Raw genomic sequence first — 17,988 nt, 5'->3', positions numbered from 1 at the left:
TTGAACCATGCAAAATACGATTCGCATCATTGGCATCGATCCCGGCCTCCGTCGCACAGGCTGGGGAATCATCGACACGTTAAGCAATTCCCTGAAATTCGTGGCATCGGGAACGGTGACCTCCGATGGCGAGATGGACCTCGCCTCCCGCCTCTGCCAGCTGCATGACGGGCTCGCCGATATCGTCCACGCTCACAAGCCCGATGAAGCCGCTGTCGAACAGACCTTCGTCAACAAGGACGCCGTAGCGACACTGAAACTCGGCCAAGCCCGCGGCATCGCCATGCTGGTGCCGGCGCGCGCCGGACTGCCGGTCTCCGAATATGCCCCGAATGCGGTGAAGAAGGCGGTCATCGGCGTCGGGCACGGCGAAAAGCAGCAGATTCACATGATGTTGAAGATCCTGATGCCGAAGGCCGAGTTCAAGGGCGATGACGCTGCCGATGCCTTGGCGATCGCCATTTGTCACGCCCACAATCGCGGCGGCCACCGGATGCGCCAAGCGCTGGCGGGATAATCCGTTCTTGACTTGTTCCTGCGGTAAGGATAATTCTTACTTTGAAGGAGCCTCTGATGCGTGTCACATCCAAAGGTCAGGTCACTATTCCCCGCGATCTCAGGGAGCTTGCCGGCATCGAGACCAACAGCGAGGTCATTTTCTCGATCGAGGGCGGCAAGCTCGTTCTCTCGCCGAAGAACGGCAAGCAGGAAGTCGAGGATAGAGGTCGGCTGGACCGTTTCATTGAGACGATCCGCCGTCTGGAGGGAACCGGCGATCAGGAAATCGATGCCGAAGATCTCATGTCTATGACGCGTGATCGCTGATGGCGACGCTTGTCGACACGAACGTCCTCGTCGATCTGGCTATGATCAGCTCGGACTGGCACGACTGGTCGCGCCGGAAGATACTCGATATCTTCAGAGATGGGCCGGTCCTTATAAATCCGATCATCTATTCCGAATTTTCCGTTCGGTATGACGATGTCGATGAAGTCGATCGCCTGCTTCCGCAGGATGAATTCCGCCGCGAGAACCTGCCGTGGCCGGCCGCATTTGCCGCGGCTCAAGCCTTCCGGCTTTACCGCCGCGCGGGCGGAGGACGCGAACGGATATTGCCGGATTTCCTCATCGGCGCGCATGCGGCGATAAGGGGCTACAGAATTTTGACCCGCGATGCCGGCGGTTATCGTTCCTATTTTCCTTCCGTTGAAATCATTACGCCCGAAACGCACCCTTGAAAGACCGCGACTCATGATCGGCAAGCTGAAAGGCACCATAGACGAGATCGGCGAAGATTATGTGCTCGTTGATGTGCACGGCGTCTGTTACGTCGCTTATTGCTCGGCCCGCACCTTGTCCAAGCTCGGATCGGCGGGCGAAGCCTGCGTGCTCTTCATCGAAACCTATGTCCGCGAGGACCAGTTGAAGCTCTTCGGCTTCATGACGGCGCTGGAGCGGGAGTGGTTCAACCTGCTGCAAAGCGTCCAGGGTGTCGGCGCCAAGGTGGCGCTCGCGGTGCTCTCGACCCTGACGCCAGGCGAACTTGCCAATGCGATCGCCCTCCAGGACCGCGCTGCCGTCTCGCGCGCGCCGGGTGTCGGCCCGAAAGTGGCGATGCGTCTCGTCACCGAACTGAAGAACCGCGCGCCGGCCTATGCCGGCGAGGCGATCAATATCGCCCTCAAACAGGAACTCGGCGAAGGTGTCGCCGCCGCACCCGTTGCCGATGCGGTTTCCGCGCTGACCAACCTCGGCTACAGCAGAGACCAGGCGGCAAATGCCGTTGCCGCGGCGATGAAAACGGCCGGCGACGGCGCCGACAGCGCCAAGCTGATCAGGCTCGGATTGAAAGAGCTGGCACGGTGAAGACCGGAAAACCAATGAATGGGTGTCGGGGCGCCCGACGTTTGGTGTATTGCTGCAACAGGTTTCAAAACGGAATGAGAGCATGAGTGAACCCGCCCGCCTGATATCGCCGGAAAAGCGGGGCGAAGACCTTGATGTGACGCTGCGCCCGCAGTCGCTGGACGAATTCACCGGCCAGGCCGAGGCGCGCGCCAATCTCAAGATCTTCATCGAGGCGGCGAAGAACCGCGGCGAGGCGTTGGACCATGTACTCTTCGTCGGTCCGCCCGGCCTCGGCAAGACGACGCTGGCGCAGATCATGGCCAAGGAGCTCGGTGTCAACTTCCGATCGACATCCGGTCCCGTCATCGCCAAGGCCGGCGACCTCGCCGCCCTGCTCACCAATCTCGAGGAGCGCGACGTGCTCTTCATCGACGAGATCCACCGCCTCAATCCCGCCGTCGAGGAAATCCTCTATCCCGCCATGGAGGATTACCAGCTCGACCTCATCATCGGGGAAGGCCCTGCCGCGCGCTCGGTGAAGATCGACCTCTCGAAATTCACGCTTGTCGCCGCCACCACCCGTCTCGGCCTGCTGACGACACCGCTGCGCGATCGTTTCGGCATTCCGGTGCGGCTCAGCTTCTATACCGTCGAGGAACTGGAGCTGATCGTGCGCCGCGGCGCGCGGCTGATGAACCTGCCGATGACCGAAGAGGGCGCCCGCGAGATCGCCAGGCGCGCCCGCGGTACGCCGCGCATTGCCGGCCGGCTGCTGCGGCGCGTGCGTGATTTCGCCGAGGTGGCAAGGGCCGAGGCCGTCACCCGCGAGATCGCCGACGAAGCGCTGACCCGCTTGCTGGTCGACAATGTCGGCTTCGATCAGCTCGACAAACGCTACCTCAACATGATTGCCGTCAATTTCGGCGGCGGTCCGGTCGGCATAGAAACCATCGCCGCCGGCCTTTCGGAGCCGCGCGACGCGATCGAGGACATTATCGAGCCCTACATGATCCAGCAGGGTTTCATTCAGCGCACGCCGCGCGGCCGCGTTCTCACCGCAATCGCGTGGAAACATCTGGGTATGCAACCGCCAAAGGAGATGGAGGCTGCGCAGTTCCGGCTGTTCCAGGAGGACGACTGAGTGATCACCCGCCGCGGATTTTTCAAGGTTCTTGGCGGCGGTATCGCAGGCGCCATGGCGCTCGGCGGTTATGCCTTCGCCTATGAACCACTGGCGCGGCTCAGCATCGCCCGCTACCGGCTGACGCCGCCGGGATGGACACCGGGGCTGAAGCTTCGCGTTGTCGCCCTCGCCGATATCCATGCCTGCGAACCCTGGATGTCGGCAAACCGCATTACCTCTATCTGCCACCGGGCCAATGAACTCGAAGGCGACGTGACCATCCTGCTCGGCGATTACGCATCGGGCATGAACATGGTGACGCAATATGTGCATTCGAGCCAATGGTCGAAGGCGCTCGCAACCCTTCAAGCCCCGCTAGGCGTCCACGCGATCATGGGCAACCATGACTGGTGGGAGGACAGGACCGCCCAGAACAACGGCGGGATGGAAACCTTCGGACACCGGGCGCTTGCCGATGTCGGCATCCCTGTCTACGGCAACCGCGCCGTCCGGCTCGATAAGGATGGCCGCGGCTTCTGGCTCGCAGGGCTCGAAGATCAGCTGGCGCTGCTCCCCGGCAGGAAATGGGGTCGCACGTGCATGACCGGCCTCGACGATCTCGATGGAACGATGGCTCAGGTCACTGATGACGCGCCCGTCATCCTGCTTGCCCATGAGCCCGATATCTTTCCTCGCGTGCCCGAGCGCGTCTCGCTGACGCTCTCGGGTCACACCCATGGCGGACAGATCCGCTTCTTCGGTCGTTCACCGATCGTCCCCTCGCGCTACGGCGATCGCTACGCCTATGGCCATATCGTCGAGGAGGGGCGTAATATCATCGTTTCCGGTGGGCTCGGCTGTTCCATTGCTCCGGTCCGCTTCGGCGTGCCGCCGGAAATCGTCGTAATCGATCTCGGATAAGAATGACATGAGCAAGCGCACCCCCATCCGCCTGACTCAGGGTGCTGCGCGTTTCAACTATCGCATTGCCGGCCTCGGCTTTCGCGATGGGCACGTGCTTGTTCATCGCGCCATGCACGAGCCCTTCTGGACCGTTCCGGGCGGTCGGGCGGAAATCGGAGAGACGTCGGAAGAGACGCTGAAACGCGAGATGGTGGAGGAGCTTGGCCTCGAGGTCACCGTCTTGCGCCTGCTCTGGATCGTCGAGAACTTTTTCCACTACGAACAACGCGACTGGCATGAACTCGGCCTCTACTACCTGATGGAAATCCCGGCGGAATTTCCCTTTCAGCCACACGAGATCATCCATCGCGTCGAAGATGGCGACAACCATCTCGAATTCAAATGGGTGCCGGCAACGCGCCGGCCCTGACCGCGCTCGACATCCCGCCCTATTTCATCGCTGATGAAATCGAGAACCTGCCCGGGGCACCACGTCATCTCGCCTGGCGCGACGGCAATCTCGATGACTGACGCAAACATTTTGAGTGCAGGGAGAGGAAAGCCGCCGATGTCGATCTTCGATCCCGCCAGGGCCTTTCGCAAGCTTGCCTATAACAACGCCCTCGCCAACCACCGGCTGCTTCACGCCTGCGCAGCGTTGAAAGTCGGCGAATTCGAAGCGCCGCGCACGAGCTTCTTTCCATCGATCAAGGAGACCCTGAATCACATCATCACGGTCGACTGGTTCTATGTCGACGGCATCGAAGGCGGCACGCTCGGGTTCCAGGCCTTCGAGGTGGACGAACCCTTCGATGACGTCGAGTCACTGACGCAAGCGCAGGCAAAGGTTGATCAGCGCCTGATCGACCTTTGCGAAGCCCTGACGCCGGAAAGGCTAATCTCGATCGTCAGTCTCCATCGCGGCGATCGTATTCAGCAGGAGCGGATGGACGACGTGCTCGCCCACCTCTTCCAGCATCAGACCCATCATCGCGGCCAGGTCCATGCGATGCTTGCCGGCACCAGCGTTGCCCCGCCGCAGCTTGACGAATTCATCGTCGCCGATGATGCGCGGTTTCGCGGCAGGGAACTCGCCGAACTCGGCTGGAGTGAAGAAAGGTTGATGTGTTAATATCGCCTCCCGGAAATCGGCGTCGATTTCCGGGAGTTAGCGAAGCCTTAATCCTGCAGCCGTCTCTTCAGCCCATCGATGATCGACTTGGTGAGAAGGTCGTAATTCTCATCGAAATGATGGTCGCCGGGCAGTTCGACCACTTCGGCGCCGCTATTTTTGAGTGCCGGACAGGCGACATCGTCGTCATCATCCTTGCCGTAGATGCACTGCACCAGCTTCGGATCGACGTTCTTCAGGTCGCTGACCGGGTCTCCCCCTGCCCCTTCGGTCTTCTGGCCGAGCCAGCCGAGAACGGAGATGACGTAATCAACTTGGTGCGAGAGCGACAGCAGCGACAACTGCACCACCGAGGACTTCTCGGCCGGTTTGAGCAGCTGATAGGTCGCGGGCACGACATCGGCGCCGAAAGAGTAGCCGACGAGCAGCACATGCTTCACTTTCCACTGCTTACGATAGAAATCGATGATCTTCGAAAGATCGCTGGCCGTCTCCTCCGGCTTGCGCTCCGACCAGAAATAGTGAAGTGAATCAACGCCGACGACAGGAATGCCTTCCTTCTGCAGCGTGCCGCCGACCTCTTTGTCGATGTCGCGCCAACCGCCGTCGCCGGAATAGATAACCGCCATCGTATCGAAGGCTGGCGTTGCCTCGAGCACGGCCAGCGGCAGGCCGAGCGGATTGCCGAAGGCGCCGGAGGCAGTGACGAGGTCATCGAGCGTATCGGCAAATACTGTCTGCGCATCGTCGGTGGCGTCACGGATCTCGATTGCCGAATGAGATTTCTGCAACGCCTCGGCGTGCGTCCGGCCATCCTTGTCAGCTTTAGGCGTGAAGACTGATATGATCGGGTCCGGCAGGGCGCCGTCGCTGAGGCCATAGACCGTGCGTTGGCCAATCACCTTCTTGGAAGCCGGCGTGCAAAGCTCCTTGGTGAGCGGAATACCAGCCAGCGGATCGACCGCAAGCGTCTGACCGATCGTCGCATCCGGCGTCTGAGCCGCGATTGCCAGCGCCAGGGCTGCGCCTTCGCCGATGCCGGCGACGATCGGCAAATGATAGGCATTGTTACCGGTCGCGCGCTGCACCTGCTGGCTCAGCGATTCGATATCCGAGACCGTGTAGATGCAGCCGTCGTTGAGACTGACGTCGTAGCGGCTGAGCGCCTGGATATAGGAGGGAAAGTCGACGCCGATGACGACTGCGCCTTCGGCGACTAGCCTGTCGGCCTCGGCCTTCTCATAATCGCCCCACCCGGCGGCATCCGAGATCAGCATCACGGCGCCCTTCACCTCCCCTTCCGGCAGGAAGATGTGCGGTGACGGGATGAGCCCGCTTTCGAAGCTCTGCGTGGTTTCCTCGGCAGCATTAGCCGGTGCGGCAGCGAGCATGCAGGCGCATGCTGCGGCAAGAAGGATTGTCCTGATCATTTTCTCACTACCCCTTTCAATCCGCCCCCGATCAGAAATGTCGCGTCCATCAACGCGATCATCGGATTGCCTCCTCCGGAAACCGCAAGATAGCGCGGTTGCCAGTGCGGATGAAACTTGGATTTGAATGCCCGAAGGCCTTTGAAGTTATAGAAGCGCTCGCCGTGTTCGAAGACGGTGCTGCCGATACGGTCCCAGACGGGTGCCGCTTCGCGTTTCGACATGCCGGAGAGAGGCGCCATGCCGAGATTGAAGTGGGTGAAACCCTGGTTACGCAGATATTCCATGATCTGCACGAAGAGAAAGTCCATTGAGCCCTTCGGCGCGTCCGGCGAGAAGCGCATGAGATCGATCGTGCTCTCCTCGCGGGATTCGGTGACGAGGATATTGGCGAAGGCGACGATCTTGCCGTTCTTCTTCAGGATGCCGACCGGTTGCGAGGAAACGTAATCGGGATCGAAGGAACCGAGGGAGAAGCCCTTTTCCTTGGCATTGTGATGTTCAAGCCAGGCCGTGGAAACGGCGGCGAGATCATCGATGATATCAGGCACGTCCTCGGATTCGACTACCGCGAATTCCAGCCCGTCGCGCTGGGCTCGGCTCGCCGTTTGGCGAAGGTTCGCCCATTTGCCGCCTTTCATTTCGAAGGTCCGGAGGTCGGCCACCGCCAGTTCGCCGAGCTTGAAGGCGCGGAGGCCGGCATCGGCGCAATGGGAAAGCAGCGCCGGCGAGATCTGGTAGAAGACGGCGCGGCAGCCGGCGGCCCGCGCCGCTTCGACGAAGCGCCAGACGAGTTCCTGCACGGCGCGATGATCGCCAACCGGGTCGAACAGCGCGATCCATGAACGGCCCTGTCGGCCGTACATGATGAAGGCGTCACCTTTTTCCGAAAACATGATGCTCTTGTCGCCCATGCGCACCAGATTGGCATCGGCATTGCCCTGCTTCCTGACGATCTCGACCGCACGCGTCAGCGCCTCCTCCGTCGCCGGCTCCGGCCGGAAGGTCGCTGGCCGGAGCAGGCTGAAAATGGCGATCGCCGAGGAGATGATGGTGATGCCGAGCAGGGCGCGCAGTCCCCGCGGCGCCTCGGCGGTGAATTCGAACTGCCACCAGAGTTCGTTGCTGTATTCGACATCGCGATAGACGAAGAGCAGGATAACGACGGCGCCGACGACGATGACCGCGATCGCCATCAGCCAGGATGCCGTCATCGCCTGGTTGAGCAGTGACGCATGCCGGGTGAAGAGCCGCCGGCTGACGAAGAGCCCGAAGATGAGAAAGGCGAGAAATGCAGCTTCGACCAGGGCAATCGCCTTCAGAAGCGACAAGGTCAATGCGGCAACGGCCGAGAACACGGCCACCCACCACGCGCCGTCGAGCCTCTGACCGAGGCCGCGGGCCGCGACCACCAGCGCGAGCCCGAGCAGGCTGGAGAGGAAGTGCGCGCCTTCTACCATTGGCAGCGGCAGATAATTGGAGAGGAATTCCAGGTTCTGGTCCGGCGTCGGCGTGACGCTCGAAAACACCAGCATGACGCCGAGCAGCAACGCCAAGGTCGACAACAGCTGCGGCATCAGCCGTCCGCCGATACGGCGGACACTGGAGGCGGCCGGGTGGTCGACAAAACGGCGCAACTCCGCCGCCGAGACCGCGAGCACGGCGATCAACAGCGGCAATACATGGTAGACCAGCCGATAGAGCACCAGCGATCCCAGCACCGCGTCTATATTCACCGCGCTGCCGAGCGAAGCGATGATCACGGTCTCGAACACGCCGAGCCCGGCCGGAACGTGGCTGAGCACGCCGAGACCGACGGCGATCGCATAGACGGCGAGGAAGACCGGCCAGCCGATGGCCGTCTGAGGCAAGAGCACGTAGAGCACCGATGCGGAGGCGGCAATATCGAAGGCAGTGACGAGGAATTGGCGCGACCAGGTGCGCGAATCCGGCAGGCGGATTGCCACGGCGCCGAAATCGAGCACGCGGCCCTCGCGGCCGATGATCATCACAGCCCCGAGAATGGCGATGATCGAGCCGGCGATCAGCCGGAGAAGGAATGGACTGACACCGATCAGCGGCCCGATTTCGCTGGCGATGATGATGAGGGCGATCGATGCGACGGCCGCGAGCCCGAGGCCGAAGGAGAGCGTGACGAAGGCGATGATGCGGCCAATATCCTCCGGCGAGAGCCCGAGGCGCGTATAGGCGCGATAGCGGATCGCCCCGCCCGACAGTGCGCCGAAGCCGGCTGTGTTGCCGACCGCATAGGCGCTGAACGCCGTCAGCGCCACATGCGGAAAGGGCAGCTTCTTGCCGATATATTCGATCGCGTTGAGATCGTAGAAGACCAGCGAGAGAAAGCTGAGAGCGGTGAAGAACAGCGCAAGCAAGATCGCGCTCGGCCTGGTCGCCGCCAGTGCACCGACGACATCGTCATAGCGCACCTCGTTGGTGAGCTGCATGATGGCGTAACCGACGAGACAGAAGACGATCAGCGTCGCGGCTGCCGTGAGCGGCGTCCTGTAACGTCTGAAAAGCGTGCGAAAAGAAAAACCGTCCGTCGCCTCGATCTCATCCAAATTGCCGTGACCCGACATCTCGTACCTGCGCAGTTTCCAATTCGGCGCGAATCATTTTTCGAAGACGTAACATGACAGGCATATAAGCTCTATGAAGTCATGCCCGACGCTACCCAACCCCGCCGCCTGCGCCTCAATCATCCTCAATTGGGGCGAATTTGCGCAGGAATACGTGATGGCACATTGCATTTTCGTAAGCTTACGAATGCCTTGCCGCGATAATGAGGTTCAGGTGACGGCATTCATGCCGCCGGTTCGCCGTTGGCTCGCATATGGGAAGCGTAACGCGCGACGGCAGCCTCCAAATCGGCCTCGCGATCGCCCGCCACCTGCACCGTCGGCACGGCGAACTCGATGCCGTTTTCCTTAAAGGCATTGCGGATCATCGCCAGCGCATTGCGACGGATGACGAACTGTTCGCCGGGCTTCGTCATCATCGACAGACGGATCTCGATCGCGAATTCGCCGAACTGTTCCACGCCCTTCATCTTCAGCGTCTCGATGATGTGCGGGCCGAATTCCGGGTTTTCGAGCAGTGTCTGGCCGATCTGCTTGATCACCTTCTTGGCCTTGACGAGATCGGTGTCGTATTTGACGTTGAGGCTGATCTTGTCGATCGTCCAGTCGCGATTCAAGTTCTTCACCGCGCCGAGTTCGCCGAACGGCACAGTTGTCAGCGGCCCGCGATGATGCCTGAGCTTCACCGATCGGAGGCTGAAGGCTTCGACGACGCCCTTATGGCTGCCGCTTTCGATATATTCGCCGACACGGAAAGCATCGTCCCAGAGATAGAACATGCCGCTGATGACGTCCTTGACGATCGTCTGGGCGCCGAAACCGACGGCAACGCCGACGACGCCGGCACCGGCAATCAGCGGCCCGATCTCGATGCCGAGGCCGGAGAGCACCATCAGAACCGCGATGACGGCGATGACCACGGCAAGGATATTGCGGAAGATCGGCAGCAGCGTCTGGATCCGCGCGTGCTTGGCCTTCTCCTCGTCCGTCGCGGTACCGTCCAGAGGTGAATCGAGGAGCTTGCCGTCAATATAGGCTTTGACGACGTGCCAGAGCAGATCAGCAGCAAGCAGGATGACAATCCCGCCGATGACGCCGCGCGCGATCTTGTCGGCCATCCGATCACCAGCAGCCATCGTATCGGCGCCGACGCCGAGCATCCGCCCGAGCCAGATGGCGGCAAAGGCGATAATCAGCGCCCGCACGCCACGGTCGAGCAGCACGGTCGCGATGCGGCGTGTTGCAAGGAAGCTCGCTTCGGTCTGCTGCAGCGATTTCACCGCAAGCGTCGAGACCGCGAGCACGCGCGGCAGCAGCAGCACATAGATGCCGAGCCAGAGCAGCCCGTTGAAGCCCGCGACCCACAGTCCCCAAAGCAGCAGGAAATAAATGGTGAGTGCCCAGGAGATTCCATATCCACGCTTCTCGTCCTTATGCGGCCGCGACCAGACCGCCTCGACCGCGAGCAGCAGCAGTCCGATACCGAGGAAGTAGCCGACGAGAAGCCGAGCGCTCGGTGTATAGCCGAGCGGCGCCATCGACTGGATCACTGCCCAGCCGAAAGCGAAATAGATAACGAAGGTCGCGCAACGGCGATACCAGAAGAGCGCGACGGAGCGTCCCGGCATGATTGGAGCAGTCACACCCTGCCGCTCCTCCTCGGCTCGCGCGAGTCCAATGAGATCGACCAGCACACCGCCGATGCAGATCGTAAAACGCTGGACGATCAGCGCAACGACACAGACGATCGCGATACTCTGGCTGAGCGGCGGCCAGTAGAGGCTGAGCAGCGTCAGCACCGTCGCTGCCGCGAAGATCAGCGCCGGGATGACACGCGGCGCCAGATGCATGCCTGCCATCTGAGCCAGACGGCGACGGCGGCGGCGGAACGCATAGCGGGCAATGCTCTCGATGATCGCGCCCACCAGAAAGATCGCCAAGAACTGGGCGATCATGCGAACCCGGCCAGTGGCTGCGATTTCGCCGAAAAGCAGCGAGGATGCATTGCCGATCTGCCAGGGCAGCGTCATCGCGGCATCGGAAATCATCGAGACATGACGACGGGAATGCTGCAGCAAACCCGACAGGACGGACATCTGGTTTTCCGCCGCTGCATCGCCCGCAGGCGTCGCCGCCATCTGAGTCGACATCCATTGCTTGACCTCGGGCGTCTGCATGAGCTGCATCATCTCACGCACCTGGGCCGGCGGAGCGGTCGCGGCAGGCACTTGCGCCGGCTGCGTCTGGGCAAGGCTGGCCGAAGCCACGGAAAAAAGCGCGATGAATGCCAATATGCCCGATATGGCGGCCGTCAAGCCTCCTGCCCTGTTACGCGTCACGACCGCCCTCCAATGAATTGTCGGCGCTTGCACAAAGCAACCGACTTCTTGCAATGGATACTCGCGACTGCTGCCGCCAGCAAGCGGTAGGAAAGCCCTACCGATGGTTAGGAAAGACGCTGTCGCCGCCTACCAGAACCCGGCCGTCAAGCCCGCTATTTGCGGTGTGACGGACGCATGCTGCTCAATGAAGAGCAGCTTGGCCCTCAGGATTTCGGAGCCGGCTTTTCCACGTGGCCGCCGAAACCCGCGCGCATTGCCGACAGCACCTTGTTGGCGAACTCGTCATTATCGCGCGAGGAGAAGCGGCCGTAGAGCGCGGCACTCAGCACCGGCGTCGGCACGCTTTCGTCGATTGCCGCCATGATCGTCCAGCGGCCCTCGCCGCTGTCCGAGACGCGGCCGGCATATCTCGAAAGTGCGGGGTCGACATGCAGGGCATCGGCGGTGAGATCGAGTAGCCAGGAGGTGATAACGCTGCCGCGGCGCCAGACTTCCGCGACATCCTGCAGATTGAAGTCGTATTGGAAATGTTCGGGATGGGCGAGCGGCGCGGTTTCCGCATCGGCCTCATGCGAGGCAGCGCCGATATTGGCGCGTTTCAAGATATTGAGACCTTCGGCATAGGCAGCCATCAAGCCGTATTCGATGCCGTTATGCACCATCTTGACGAAGTGGCCGGCGCCATGTGGGCCGCAATGCAGGTAGCCCTGTTCCGCGGTGCTGGCTGCAGCCGCTTCGGCGGTTCGGTTCGGTGAGGCTTCCGTCGTGCCGGCGCCGGGCGCGAGTGTTGCGAAGATCGGCGAAAGGTGCTGGACGATGCCCTTTTCGCCGCCGATCATCAGGCAATAGCCACGCTCCAGGCCGAAGACGCCGCCACTGGTACCGACGTCGACATAATGGATGCCCTTGGTGATGAGCTCCGCGCCGCGGCGGATGTCGTCATGATAGTAGGAATTGCCGCCATCGATGACGATATCGCCGTTCTGCAGCAGGGGCACCAGGCTCGCCAGCACCTTGTCGACGATCGCCGCCGGCAGCATCAGCCAGATCGCACGCGGATGCGTGAGCTTGGAGACGAATTCCTCCAGCGAAGCGCTGCCGGTCGCGCCGAGACCTGCGAGCTCGGCAACGCTTTCCGGCCTGGTGTCGTAGACGACGCATTCGTGACCGCCCCGCATCAGGCGCTGGACCATATAATTGCCCATGCGGCCCAAACCGACCATACCAAGCTGCATAATGAATCTCCTGGAAACCGAGATGAATATCGACTCCGGAAACTAGCACCCGCAGTGTGACAGGCAAGCAAAGTCTGGCGATGGATCGCCGATCTCCTTCGAGACAGGCCTCGTCAAACATCCGGGGCGCTGGCCGGCTCGCCCTTCATCTCGCTGAGATACATGCCCTCGCGCAGATTGATGCCGTATTCGACGAAGGCCTTCATGCTGCAAAGCATCTGCGTCCAGCCTTCGCAGTTGAGATAGGTGCCGCGCCGGCCGGCCTCGTCCTCGCGCCAACCGGTCTCGGCAATCGTCACCAGCGTGCCGCCATCCTCCAGCGGCTTGAAATTCATTTCCACCAGCGTCTTATACCTTGTCTTGTCCTCAGCAGTGCCGCCGTCCCAGCGCAGCACGATGCGGCTTTCCGGCACAAGTTCGACAACCTCGACCGGCGCATCCTTCCACCAAGTTACCGTCGTGCCTTGAACAAGCGGGGCGCTCGCCCCGCCGATCGTGGTGAAATAGCTGCTGAGCTTCTTCGGGTTGACGACGGCATCGAACACTTCGGCAACGGGGCGGCCGATACGGCCGGAAACGCGGATTCCGAGAGACATGGCACTTCTCCTCTTCTCCATTGTGTCTGATGCCATTATGTTATAAAAACATAACATGTCAAGCGAATCAACTGACGATCCAATCTTCAAGGCGCTGGCGCATCATCGCCGCCGCGAGATTCTCGATCTGCTCAAGGACGCGCCCCGCACCACCGGGACGCTTTGCGAAATGTTTCCGGACATGGACCGCTGCACGGTGATGCAGCATCTGAAGGTGCTTGAGGAAGCGGATCTGATCGTCGCCAGAAAGGAAGGCCGAGAACGCTGGAACCACCTGAACAGCCTGCCGATCAAGCACATCTACGACCGCTGGATCAGCGCCTATGCAGGTCATGCCCTGTCGATCCTCGATCGGCTGAGAAGCGATCTCGAAGATTAGATTAGCCGGAACAATGCTCCGGCGTGAGGGTCGGCTTGCCTTCCGGCCCGCCGAACTCCTATCCTGGCAAAAGAAGCGTGGGAGCTCAGGACAAATGACGATATCAGGAGCCGGCATACGCCGCATGCGGTTGCTGCGCAGCATGAAGCAGCAGCACCTCGCGGAACTCCTCGGCGTGAACCAGGCGACCGTTTCGCGCTGGGAGCGCGGCCAGCTTGCTCCCTCGCCCGACCAAGCCGTCAAGCTGGATCGGATTTTCGCCTCGCCGCAACATGCTGCGGCCGATGCGGCTTTAAAGCGGCTGGTCGAAGATTCCGTCCGGCCTGTGCATCTGATCTGCGATGGCACCCATCGGCTGCTGTCTGCCTCCCGTCCGCGGCAGGCGGAATGGCGCGCACCGCTCGACGCTTTTCTCGGCCGCTCTCTCTTCTCTTACGCCTCCGCCGAGATCGCCGCCGCCGAAATTTCTCTGGAGGAGCGCGGCTGGCATGAGGGCAGGCTGCTGTCGTTGACCTTCGATACCGGAGCCAACGGCAATGCGCGCCTGCCGATTGCCGCCGGCCGCGTCACCTGGGAGCGGATCAGGCTTTCCGACGGCAGCGCCGGCCGTCTCGTCACGACCGTCGCGGAGCATGCAGCTTTCCTGCACCCTCCTGCATAATTTATGCGTTGTCCGCAAATGCCGGTCTTTTGTAGCCTCTGCCGCGAATGGGGCCAGGAGACGACGCGATGACGATATTGGTGACGGGAAGCGCCGGCCACCTCGGCGAGGCGCTGATGCGCAGCTTGAGCGCGCAGAGCCGGTGGGCGCGCGGCATCGACATCAAGCCATCGGCTTTTACCAATATGGTCGGCTCCATCGGTGACCCTGGTTTCGTCAGGCGGGCGATGTCGGGCATCAGCCACGTCATCCATGCCGCCACGCTGCACAAGCCGCATGTGGCGACCCATGGCAATCGCGATTTCCTCGACACCAATGTCGGCGGCACGCTGAACCTGCTCGAAGAGGCGACCGCCGCGGGGGTTGCAAGCTTCGTCTTCACGAGCACCACCAGCGCTTTCGGCGCGGCATTGACGCCGGCCGCCGGCGAGCCCGCGGCGTGGGTCACCGAGGACGTGCTTCCTGTCGCGAAGAATATCTACGGCGTGACGAAGCTCGCTGCCGAAGGAATCGCGGAACTTTTCGCCCGCAAATCCCGCCTGCCTGTCGTCATCCTCAGGACGTCTCGCTTCTTTCCCGAAAGCGATGACGATCCCGAGATTCGCAACAGCTATTCCGCGGAAAATGCGCAGGCCAACGAGCTGCTTCATCGCCGCGTCGATATCAGCGACGTGGTCGGCGCCCATTTTCTGGCGCTCGAAAAGGCGCCGGTGATCGGCTTCGGCCGCTATATCATCTCGGCCACGACGCCTTTTCTATCGGGCGACGTCGCTGAGCTCAGGCGTGACGCGCCTGCTGTCGTCGAGCGGCTGTTTCCAGGTGCGAACACCCTTTACGCCGAACGTGGCTGGAAAATGTTCCCGACGCTCGATCGCGTCTACGTCAACGAACGCGCAAGGCGCGAACTTGGCTGGCAGCCGCGCTATGATTTCCGCTTCGTGGTCGATTGCCTGCGCGAGCGTCGCGAATGGCGAAGCCCGTTGGCGCTCGATGTCGGCTCCAAGGGCTACCACGAGGAAGTATTCACCGAAGGACCCTATCCGGTCGATTAGGGCAATGAGCTGATTGCAGGCTTCGAGGGTGTCATCCAGTTATCACGATCCCATCCTAGACGTTTAGCCGGATAGGGGCGAAATCCGGGCGTGTTCCGTTCTGAGGAGTCGCTCCCAAAACCGAGGAATGTCATTCGAAACGGTGTCCAGCTTGCGGGCAGGAACCGTGCAGGAACGCTTTTGACCGAGAGGCTATTTCATGAAGAACGTCAGACCATATGCATCGCGGCTGTTCGCCGCAGTTCTCGCGGCATCCGCCGCCATTCCCGCCATGGCAAGGGCGGAGAATTCCGCCACTTTCGTCAATAAGGGCCTGGTCGGCGTCGGCCGCATTCCGGCCAACCAGCGCGACAAATTCGGTGAAACCTTCGGCTCCGGCTCCGGCATGGCGATCGACCCCGCCGCCTGGAGTCGGGATGGCGCCAGCTATAGGGGCACGCTCTACCTGCTGCCCGACCGCGGTTACAATGTCGCCGGCACTGTCGACTACCACCCGCGCCTGAACACCCTCTCGATCATTCTGACCCCCACCGCGCCAGGGGCGGCCCCCGAGGCCGGCAAGGAGCAATCGGGCGTCGAGGCGAAACTCGTCGATTCCATGCTCTTTGTTGACGACAAGGGGGCGGACACGACCGGTCTCGACCCGGAATCCGGCGTCCGCGCCGCTGCCGGCAACTTCCCGCCGCTGCCGCAGGCGGCGAACGGCAAGATCGCCCTCGACGATGAGGCGATCATCCGCATGGCCGACGGCACTATGTTCGTCAGCGACGAATACGGCCCCTATATCTATCGCTTCTCCGCCGATGGCCACTTGCTTTCAGCCACCCAGCCGCCCAAGGCGCTTCTGCCGATGCGCAAGGGCGCGCTGAGCTTCGCCTCAAACAATCCCGGTCCCGGCGGGTCCGCTCCCGATCCGAAGGACCCCGAAACCGGCCGCCAGAACAACCAGGGTCTCGAAGGCATGGCAATGACGCCCGACGGCAAGTTTATCGTTGCCGTACTGCAGTCGGCGGCCCGCCAGGACGGCGGCGATTCCGGCTCGACCCGCCAGAATACCCGCGCCATGATCTATGACGCCGCCGATCCCGATCATCTGAAGCTGGTGCACGAATATGTCGTGCCGCTGCCGGTCTTCAAAGACGCCAAGGGCAAGACGACGATCGCCGCCGAGAGCGAGATCGTCGCCCTTTCCGACAAAACCTTCCTGATGCTTGCCCGTGACAGCGGCAACGGCCAGGGCGTGAAGGGCGACACGTCTCTATATCGCAAGATCAACATCGTCGACTTGTCCGCCGCGACCGATATCGCCGGCAGCGATTTCGATGCCGGCAAGGCGGTCGCACCGAAAGGTGTCCTCGACCCGTCGCTGACGCCGGCGACGCTGACGCCGTTCATCGACCTCAACGACGAGGCCGAGCTTGGCCGTTTCGGCCTGCACAACGGCGCACCGAACGACAAGAACGATCTGTCGGAAAAATGGGAAGCCATGGGTCTGGCAAGCGTTCTCGATCCGAAGCTGCCGGACGATTACTTCCTGTTCGTCGCCAACGACAACGACTTCCTGACGCAGGATGGCTTTCAGGTGGGGGCCGCCTATAAGGCTGACGGCGGCGCCGACGTGGACACCATGTTCCAGGTCTTCCAGGTGACGCTTCCCGGTCTGAAGAAGTAACTGCGCGCCACGAGGGGCGGACGCGCGAGCAGCGTTCGCCCGTTGACCCGGCGTCTTCGTCGATGATGAAAGGAAAAGGTGCGATCCACGTCGACCGATGGATGTTTACGATCCTGGGCGCCTACAAACGTAGGTGGGCACCGTGTGTCCAGGCCCACGAGCCCGGACAGGGACAGCTCCCTTTGGATCGAGTATGGCCCCAGGGATTGTGGTTCCTGTCGAGAGGCGCAGACCGCATCGCGATATATAAGGCCGTTTGCATCGACGCGCCAGTGGCGACGGCCGGCCGTTTTTATTTTATTGACATCAATTGAGTTCGGGAGCGGCCCGGCCATTCAGCTTGTCGGTGATGCCGCGAATGCGGCTCGAAACCTCGCCGAGCGCAGCTGCCAGCGTTTCCTCTGTGCGGGCGGTCGCGGCAAGCACGGTGTCGCGGTTGCCGCGTAGCGACTCGAGTTCGGACTCCAACCCCGCGATGCGGCGCGTCAGCTCGGCAATCTCGTCCATGATCATGATGCCGGCCATGACGGTGATCCTGAGATCGCCGATCTCGCCGAACTGGCCCTTGAGATGGCCGACATAGCGGTCGAAACCGGTGGCGAGATCGGTCAGATGATCCTCCTGCCCTTCCTCGCAGGCCATGCGATAGGCCTTGCCGTCGATCGTTACCGTCACCTGCGCCATATCAAATTCTCTCTCATCAGCGGTCCAGAACCGCGCGGATCGTCTCCATGGCCGTCACCAGCCGCCGCGATACCTCGCGATTGACCTCTTCCAGCCGGTTGGCGCGAAACTCGGCCTGGTCGAGCTCCTGGGCCAGACGGGAGCGGTCGGCATGCACACGCCGCACCTCGCCCTCGATCTCCCCCTGCTCGCGCTGCCGCTCGACACGCATGTCGACGGCGTTTTCGAGGCTCGAAATCGCCTGTCTCAATTCGTCGAGCGCTGCTTCCATGGTTTTGCCTGTGGGCATCATGCCTTTCCGATTCCCGTGCAGGACCTGCGAATCGGCCAC

General features: G+C 61.7%; 18 protein-coding genes, 1 other RNA gene and 1 pseudogene. 12 read left to right on the top strand and 8 right to left on the bottom strand.

What is annotated here, in order from left to right; genetic code table 11:
• Positions 1 to 7: 7 nt before the first annotated feature.
• The 8 genes and pseudogenes from ruvC to GGD53_RS08685 all read left to right on the top strand — a co-directional run bounded on the left by ruvC (position 8) and on the right by GGD53_RS08685 (position 5,006).
• Positions 8 to 517 carry a crossover junction endodeoxyribonuclease RuvC gene (ruvC, locus tag GGD53_RS08720; protein ID WP_184455064.1) on the top strand — a complete coding sequence of 170 codons (510 nt, stop codon included), beginning with the start codon at positions 8 to 10 and terminating at the stop codon, positions 515 to 517.
• Between the two features lie 56 nt (positions 518 to 573).
• On the top strand, positions 574 to 825 hold the full coding sequence (locus GGD53_RS08715; RefSeq protein ID WP_184455063.1) for an AbrB/MazE/SpoVT family DNA-binding domain-containing protein: 252 nt from the start codon (positions 574 to 576) through the stop codon (positions 823 to 825).
• On the top strand, positions 825 to 1,238 hold the full coding sequence (locus GGD53_RS08710; protein ID WP_184455062.1) for a type II toxin-antitoxin system VapC family toxin: 414 nt from the start codon (positions 825 to 827) through the stop codon (positions 1,236 to 1,238). The genes GGD53_RS08715 and GGD53_RS08710 overlap by 1 nt, the downstream gene beginning before the upstream one ends.
• 13 nt (positions 1,239 to 1,251) lie before the next feature.
• The gene (gene ruvA / locus GGD53_RS08705) at positions 1,252 to 1,866 is read left to right on the top strand and encodes a Holliday junction branch migration protein RuvA (RefSeq protein ID WP_126923135.1); all 615 of its coding nucleotides are present in this window, start codon (positions 1,252 to 1,254) and stop codon (positions 1,864 to 1,866) included.
• Positions 1,867 to 1,948: 82 nt separating this feature from the next.
• Complete coding sequence (gene ruvB, locus GGD53_RS08700) at positions 1,949 to 2,989, top strand: Holliday junction branch migration DNA helicase RuvB (protein WP_184455061.1); 1,041 nt, start codon at positions 1,949 to 1,951, stop codon at positions 2,987 to 2,989.
• On the top strand, positions 2,990 to 3,892 hold the full coding sequence (locus GGD53_RS08695) for a metallophosphoesterase (protein ID WP_184455060.1): 903 nt from the start codon (positions 2,990 to 2,992) through the stop codon (positions 3,890 to 3,892).
• A 7-nt stretch (positions 3,893 to 3,899) separates the two neighbouring features.
• Positions 3,900 to 4,405, top strand: a pseudogene (locus tag GGD53_RS08690) (NUDIX hydrolase).
• A gap of 37 nt (positions 4,406 to 4,442) precedes the next feature.
• The gene (locus GGD53_RS08685; RefSeq protein WP_184455059.1) at positions 4,443 to 5,006 is read left to right on the top strand and encodes a DinB family protein; all 564 of its coding nucleotides are present in this window, start codon (positions 4,443 to 4,445) and stop codon (positions 5,004 to 5,006) included.
• Between the two features lie 47 nt (positions 5,007 to 5,053).
• Here the strand turns inward: GGD53_RS08685 and GGD53_RS08680 are convergent, their stop codons facing one another.
• From GGD53_RS08680 to GGD53_RS08660, 5 genes are all read right to left on the bottom strand, one after another.
• Positions 5,054 to 6,436 (bottom strand): virulence factor family protein, encoded by a 1,383-nt coding sequence (locus GGD53_RS08680; protein ID WP_184455058.1) that lies wholly within the window; start codon positions 6,434 to 6,436, stop codon positions 5,054 to 5,056.
• Entirely contained in the window at positions 6,433 to 9,036 is a 2,604-nt protein-coding gene (mprF, locus tag GGD53_RS08675; protein WP_184455057.1) for a bifunctional lysylphosphatidylglycerol flippase/synthetase MprF, read from the bottom strand. The genes GGD53_RS08680 and mprF overlap by 4 nt, the downstream gene beginning before the upstream one ends.
• Before the next feature lie 224 nt (positions 9,037 to 9,260).
• On the bottom strand, positions 9,261 to 11,375 hold the full coding sequence (locus GGD53_RS08670; RefSeq protein ID WP_184455056.1) for a mechanosensitive ion channel domain-containing protein: 2,115 nt from the start codon (positions 11,373 to 11,375) through the stop codon (positions 9,261 to 9,263).
• 206 nt (positions 11,376 to 11,581) lie between these two features.
• The gene (gnd, locus tag GGD53_RS08665) at positions 11,582 to 12,613 is read right to left on the bottom strand and encodes a phosphogluconate dehydrogenase (NAD(+)-dependent, decarboxylating) (RefSeq protein ID WP_184455055.1); all 1,032 of its coding nucleotides are present in this window, start codon (positions 12,611 to 12,613) and stop codon (positions 11,582 to 11,584) included.
• Positions 12,614 to 12,726: 113 nt separating this feature from the next.
• Positions 12,727 to 13,209 carry an SRPBCC domain-containing protein gene (locus GGD53_RS08660; protein WP_184455054.1) on the bottom strand — a complete coding sequence of 161 codons (483 nt, stop codon included), beginning with the start codon at positions 13,207 to 13,209 and terminating at the stop codon, positions 12,727 to 12,729.
• 55 nt (positions 13,210 to 13,264) lie between these two features.
• Between GGD53_RS08660 and GGD53_RS08655 the strand changes: the two genes are divergently transcribed.
• The 4 genes from GGD53_RS08655 (at position 13,265) to GGD53_RS08640 (ending at position 16,973) form a co-directional block, all read left to right on the top strand.
• The gene (locus tag GGD53_RS08655; RefSeq protein WP_184455053.1) at positions 13,265 to 13,588 is read left to right on the top strand and encodes an ArsR/SmtB family transcription factor; all 324 of its coding nucleotides are present in this window, start codon (positions 13,265 to 13,267) and stop codon (positions 13,586 to 13,588) included.
• 94 nt (positions 13,589 to 13,682) lie between these two features.
• Entirely contained in the window at positions 13,683 to 14,249 is a 567-nt protein-coding gene (locus GGD53_RS08650) for a helix-turn-helix transcriptional regulator (protein WP_184455052.1), read from the top strand.
• Between the two features lie 68 nt (positions 14,250 to 14,317).
• Entirely contained in the window at positions 14,318 to 15,301 is a 984-nt protein-coding gene (locus GGD53_RS08645) for an NAD-dependent epimerase/dehydratase family protein (RefSeq protein ID WP_184455051.1), read from the top strand.
• 199 nt (positions 15,302 to 15,500) lie between these two features.
• The gene (locus GGD53_RS08640) at positions 15,501 to 16,973 is read left to right on the top strand and encodes an esterase-like activity of phytase family protein (RefSeq protein WP_184455050.1); all 1,473 of its coding nucleotides are present in this window, start codon (positions 15,501 to 15,503) and stop codon (positions 16,971 to 16,973) included.
• A gap of 78 nt (positions 16,974 to 17,051) precedes the next feature.
• On the opposite strand, the gene ssrS is transcribed toward GGD53_RS08640, so the two are convergent.
• The 3 genes from ssrS to GGD53_RS08625 all read right to left on the bottom strand — a co-directional run bounded on the left by ssrS (position 17,052) and on the right by GGD53_RS08625 (position 17,949).
• A non-coding RNA gene (gene ssrS / locus GGD53_RS08635) (6S RNA) lies at positions 17,052 to 17,210 on the bottom strand.
• Between the two features lie 69 nt (positions 17,211 to 17,279).
• Positions 17,280 to 17,657 carry a cell division protein ZapA gene (locus tag GGD53_RS08630; RefSeq protein WP_184455049.1) on the bottom strand — a complete coding sequence of 126 codons (378 nt, stop codon included), beginning with the start codon at positions 17,655 to 17,657 and terminating at the stop codon, positions 17,280 to 17,282.
• A 16-nt stretch (positions 17,658 to 17,673) separates the two neighbouring features.
• On the bottom strand, positions 17,674 to 17,949 hold the full coding sequence (locus tag GGD53_RS08625; protein WP_184455048.1) for a DUF4164 domain-containing protein: 276 nt from the start codon (positions 17,947 to 17,949) through the stop codon (positions 17,674 to 17,676).
• Positions 17,950 to 17,988: the final 39 nt, after the last annotated feature.

The sequence above is a fragment of the Rhizobium aethiopicum genome (assembly GCF_014197535.1).
In the GTDB taxonomy this organism is placed as follows: Bacteria; Pseudomonadota; Alphaproteobacteria; order Rhizobiales; family Rhizobiaceae; genus Rhizobium; species Rhizobium aethiopicum_A.
Note: the sequence above shows the minus strand (reverse complement) of the source record. Positions and strands in the feature narration are given on the sequence as shown.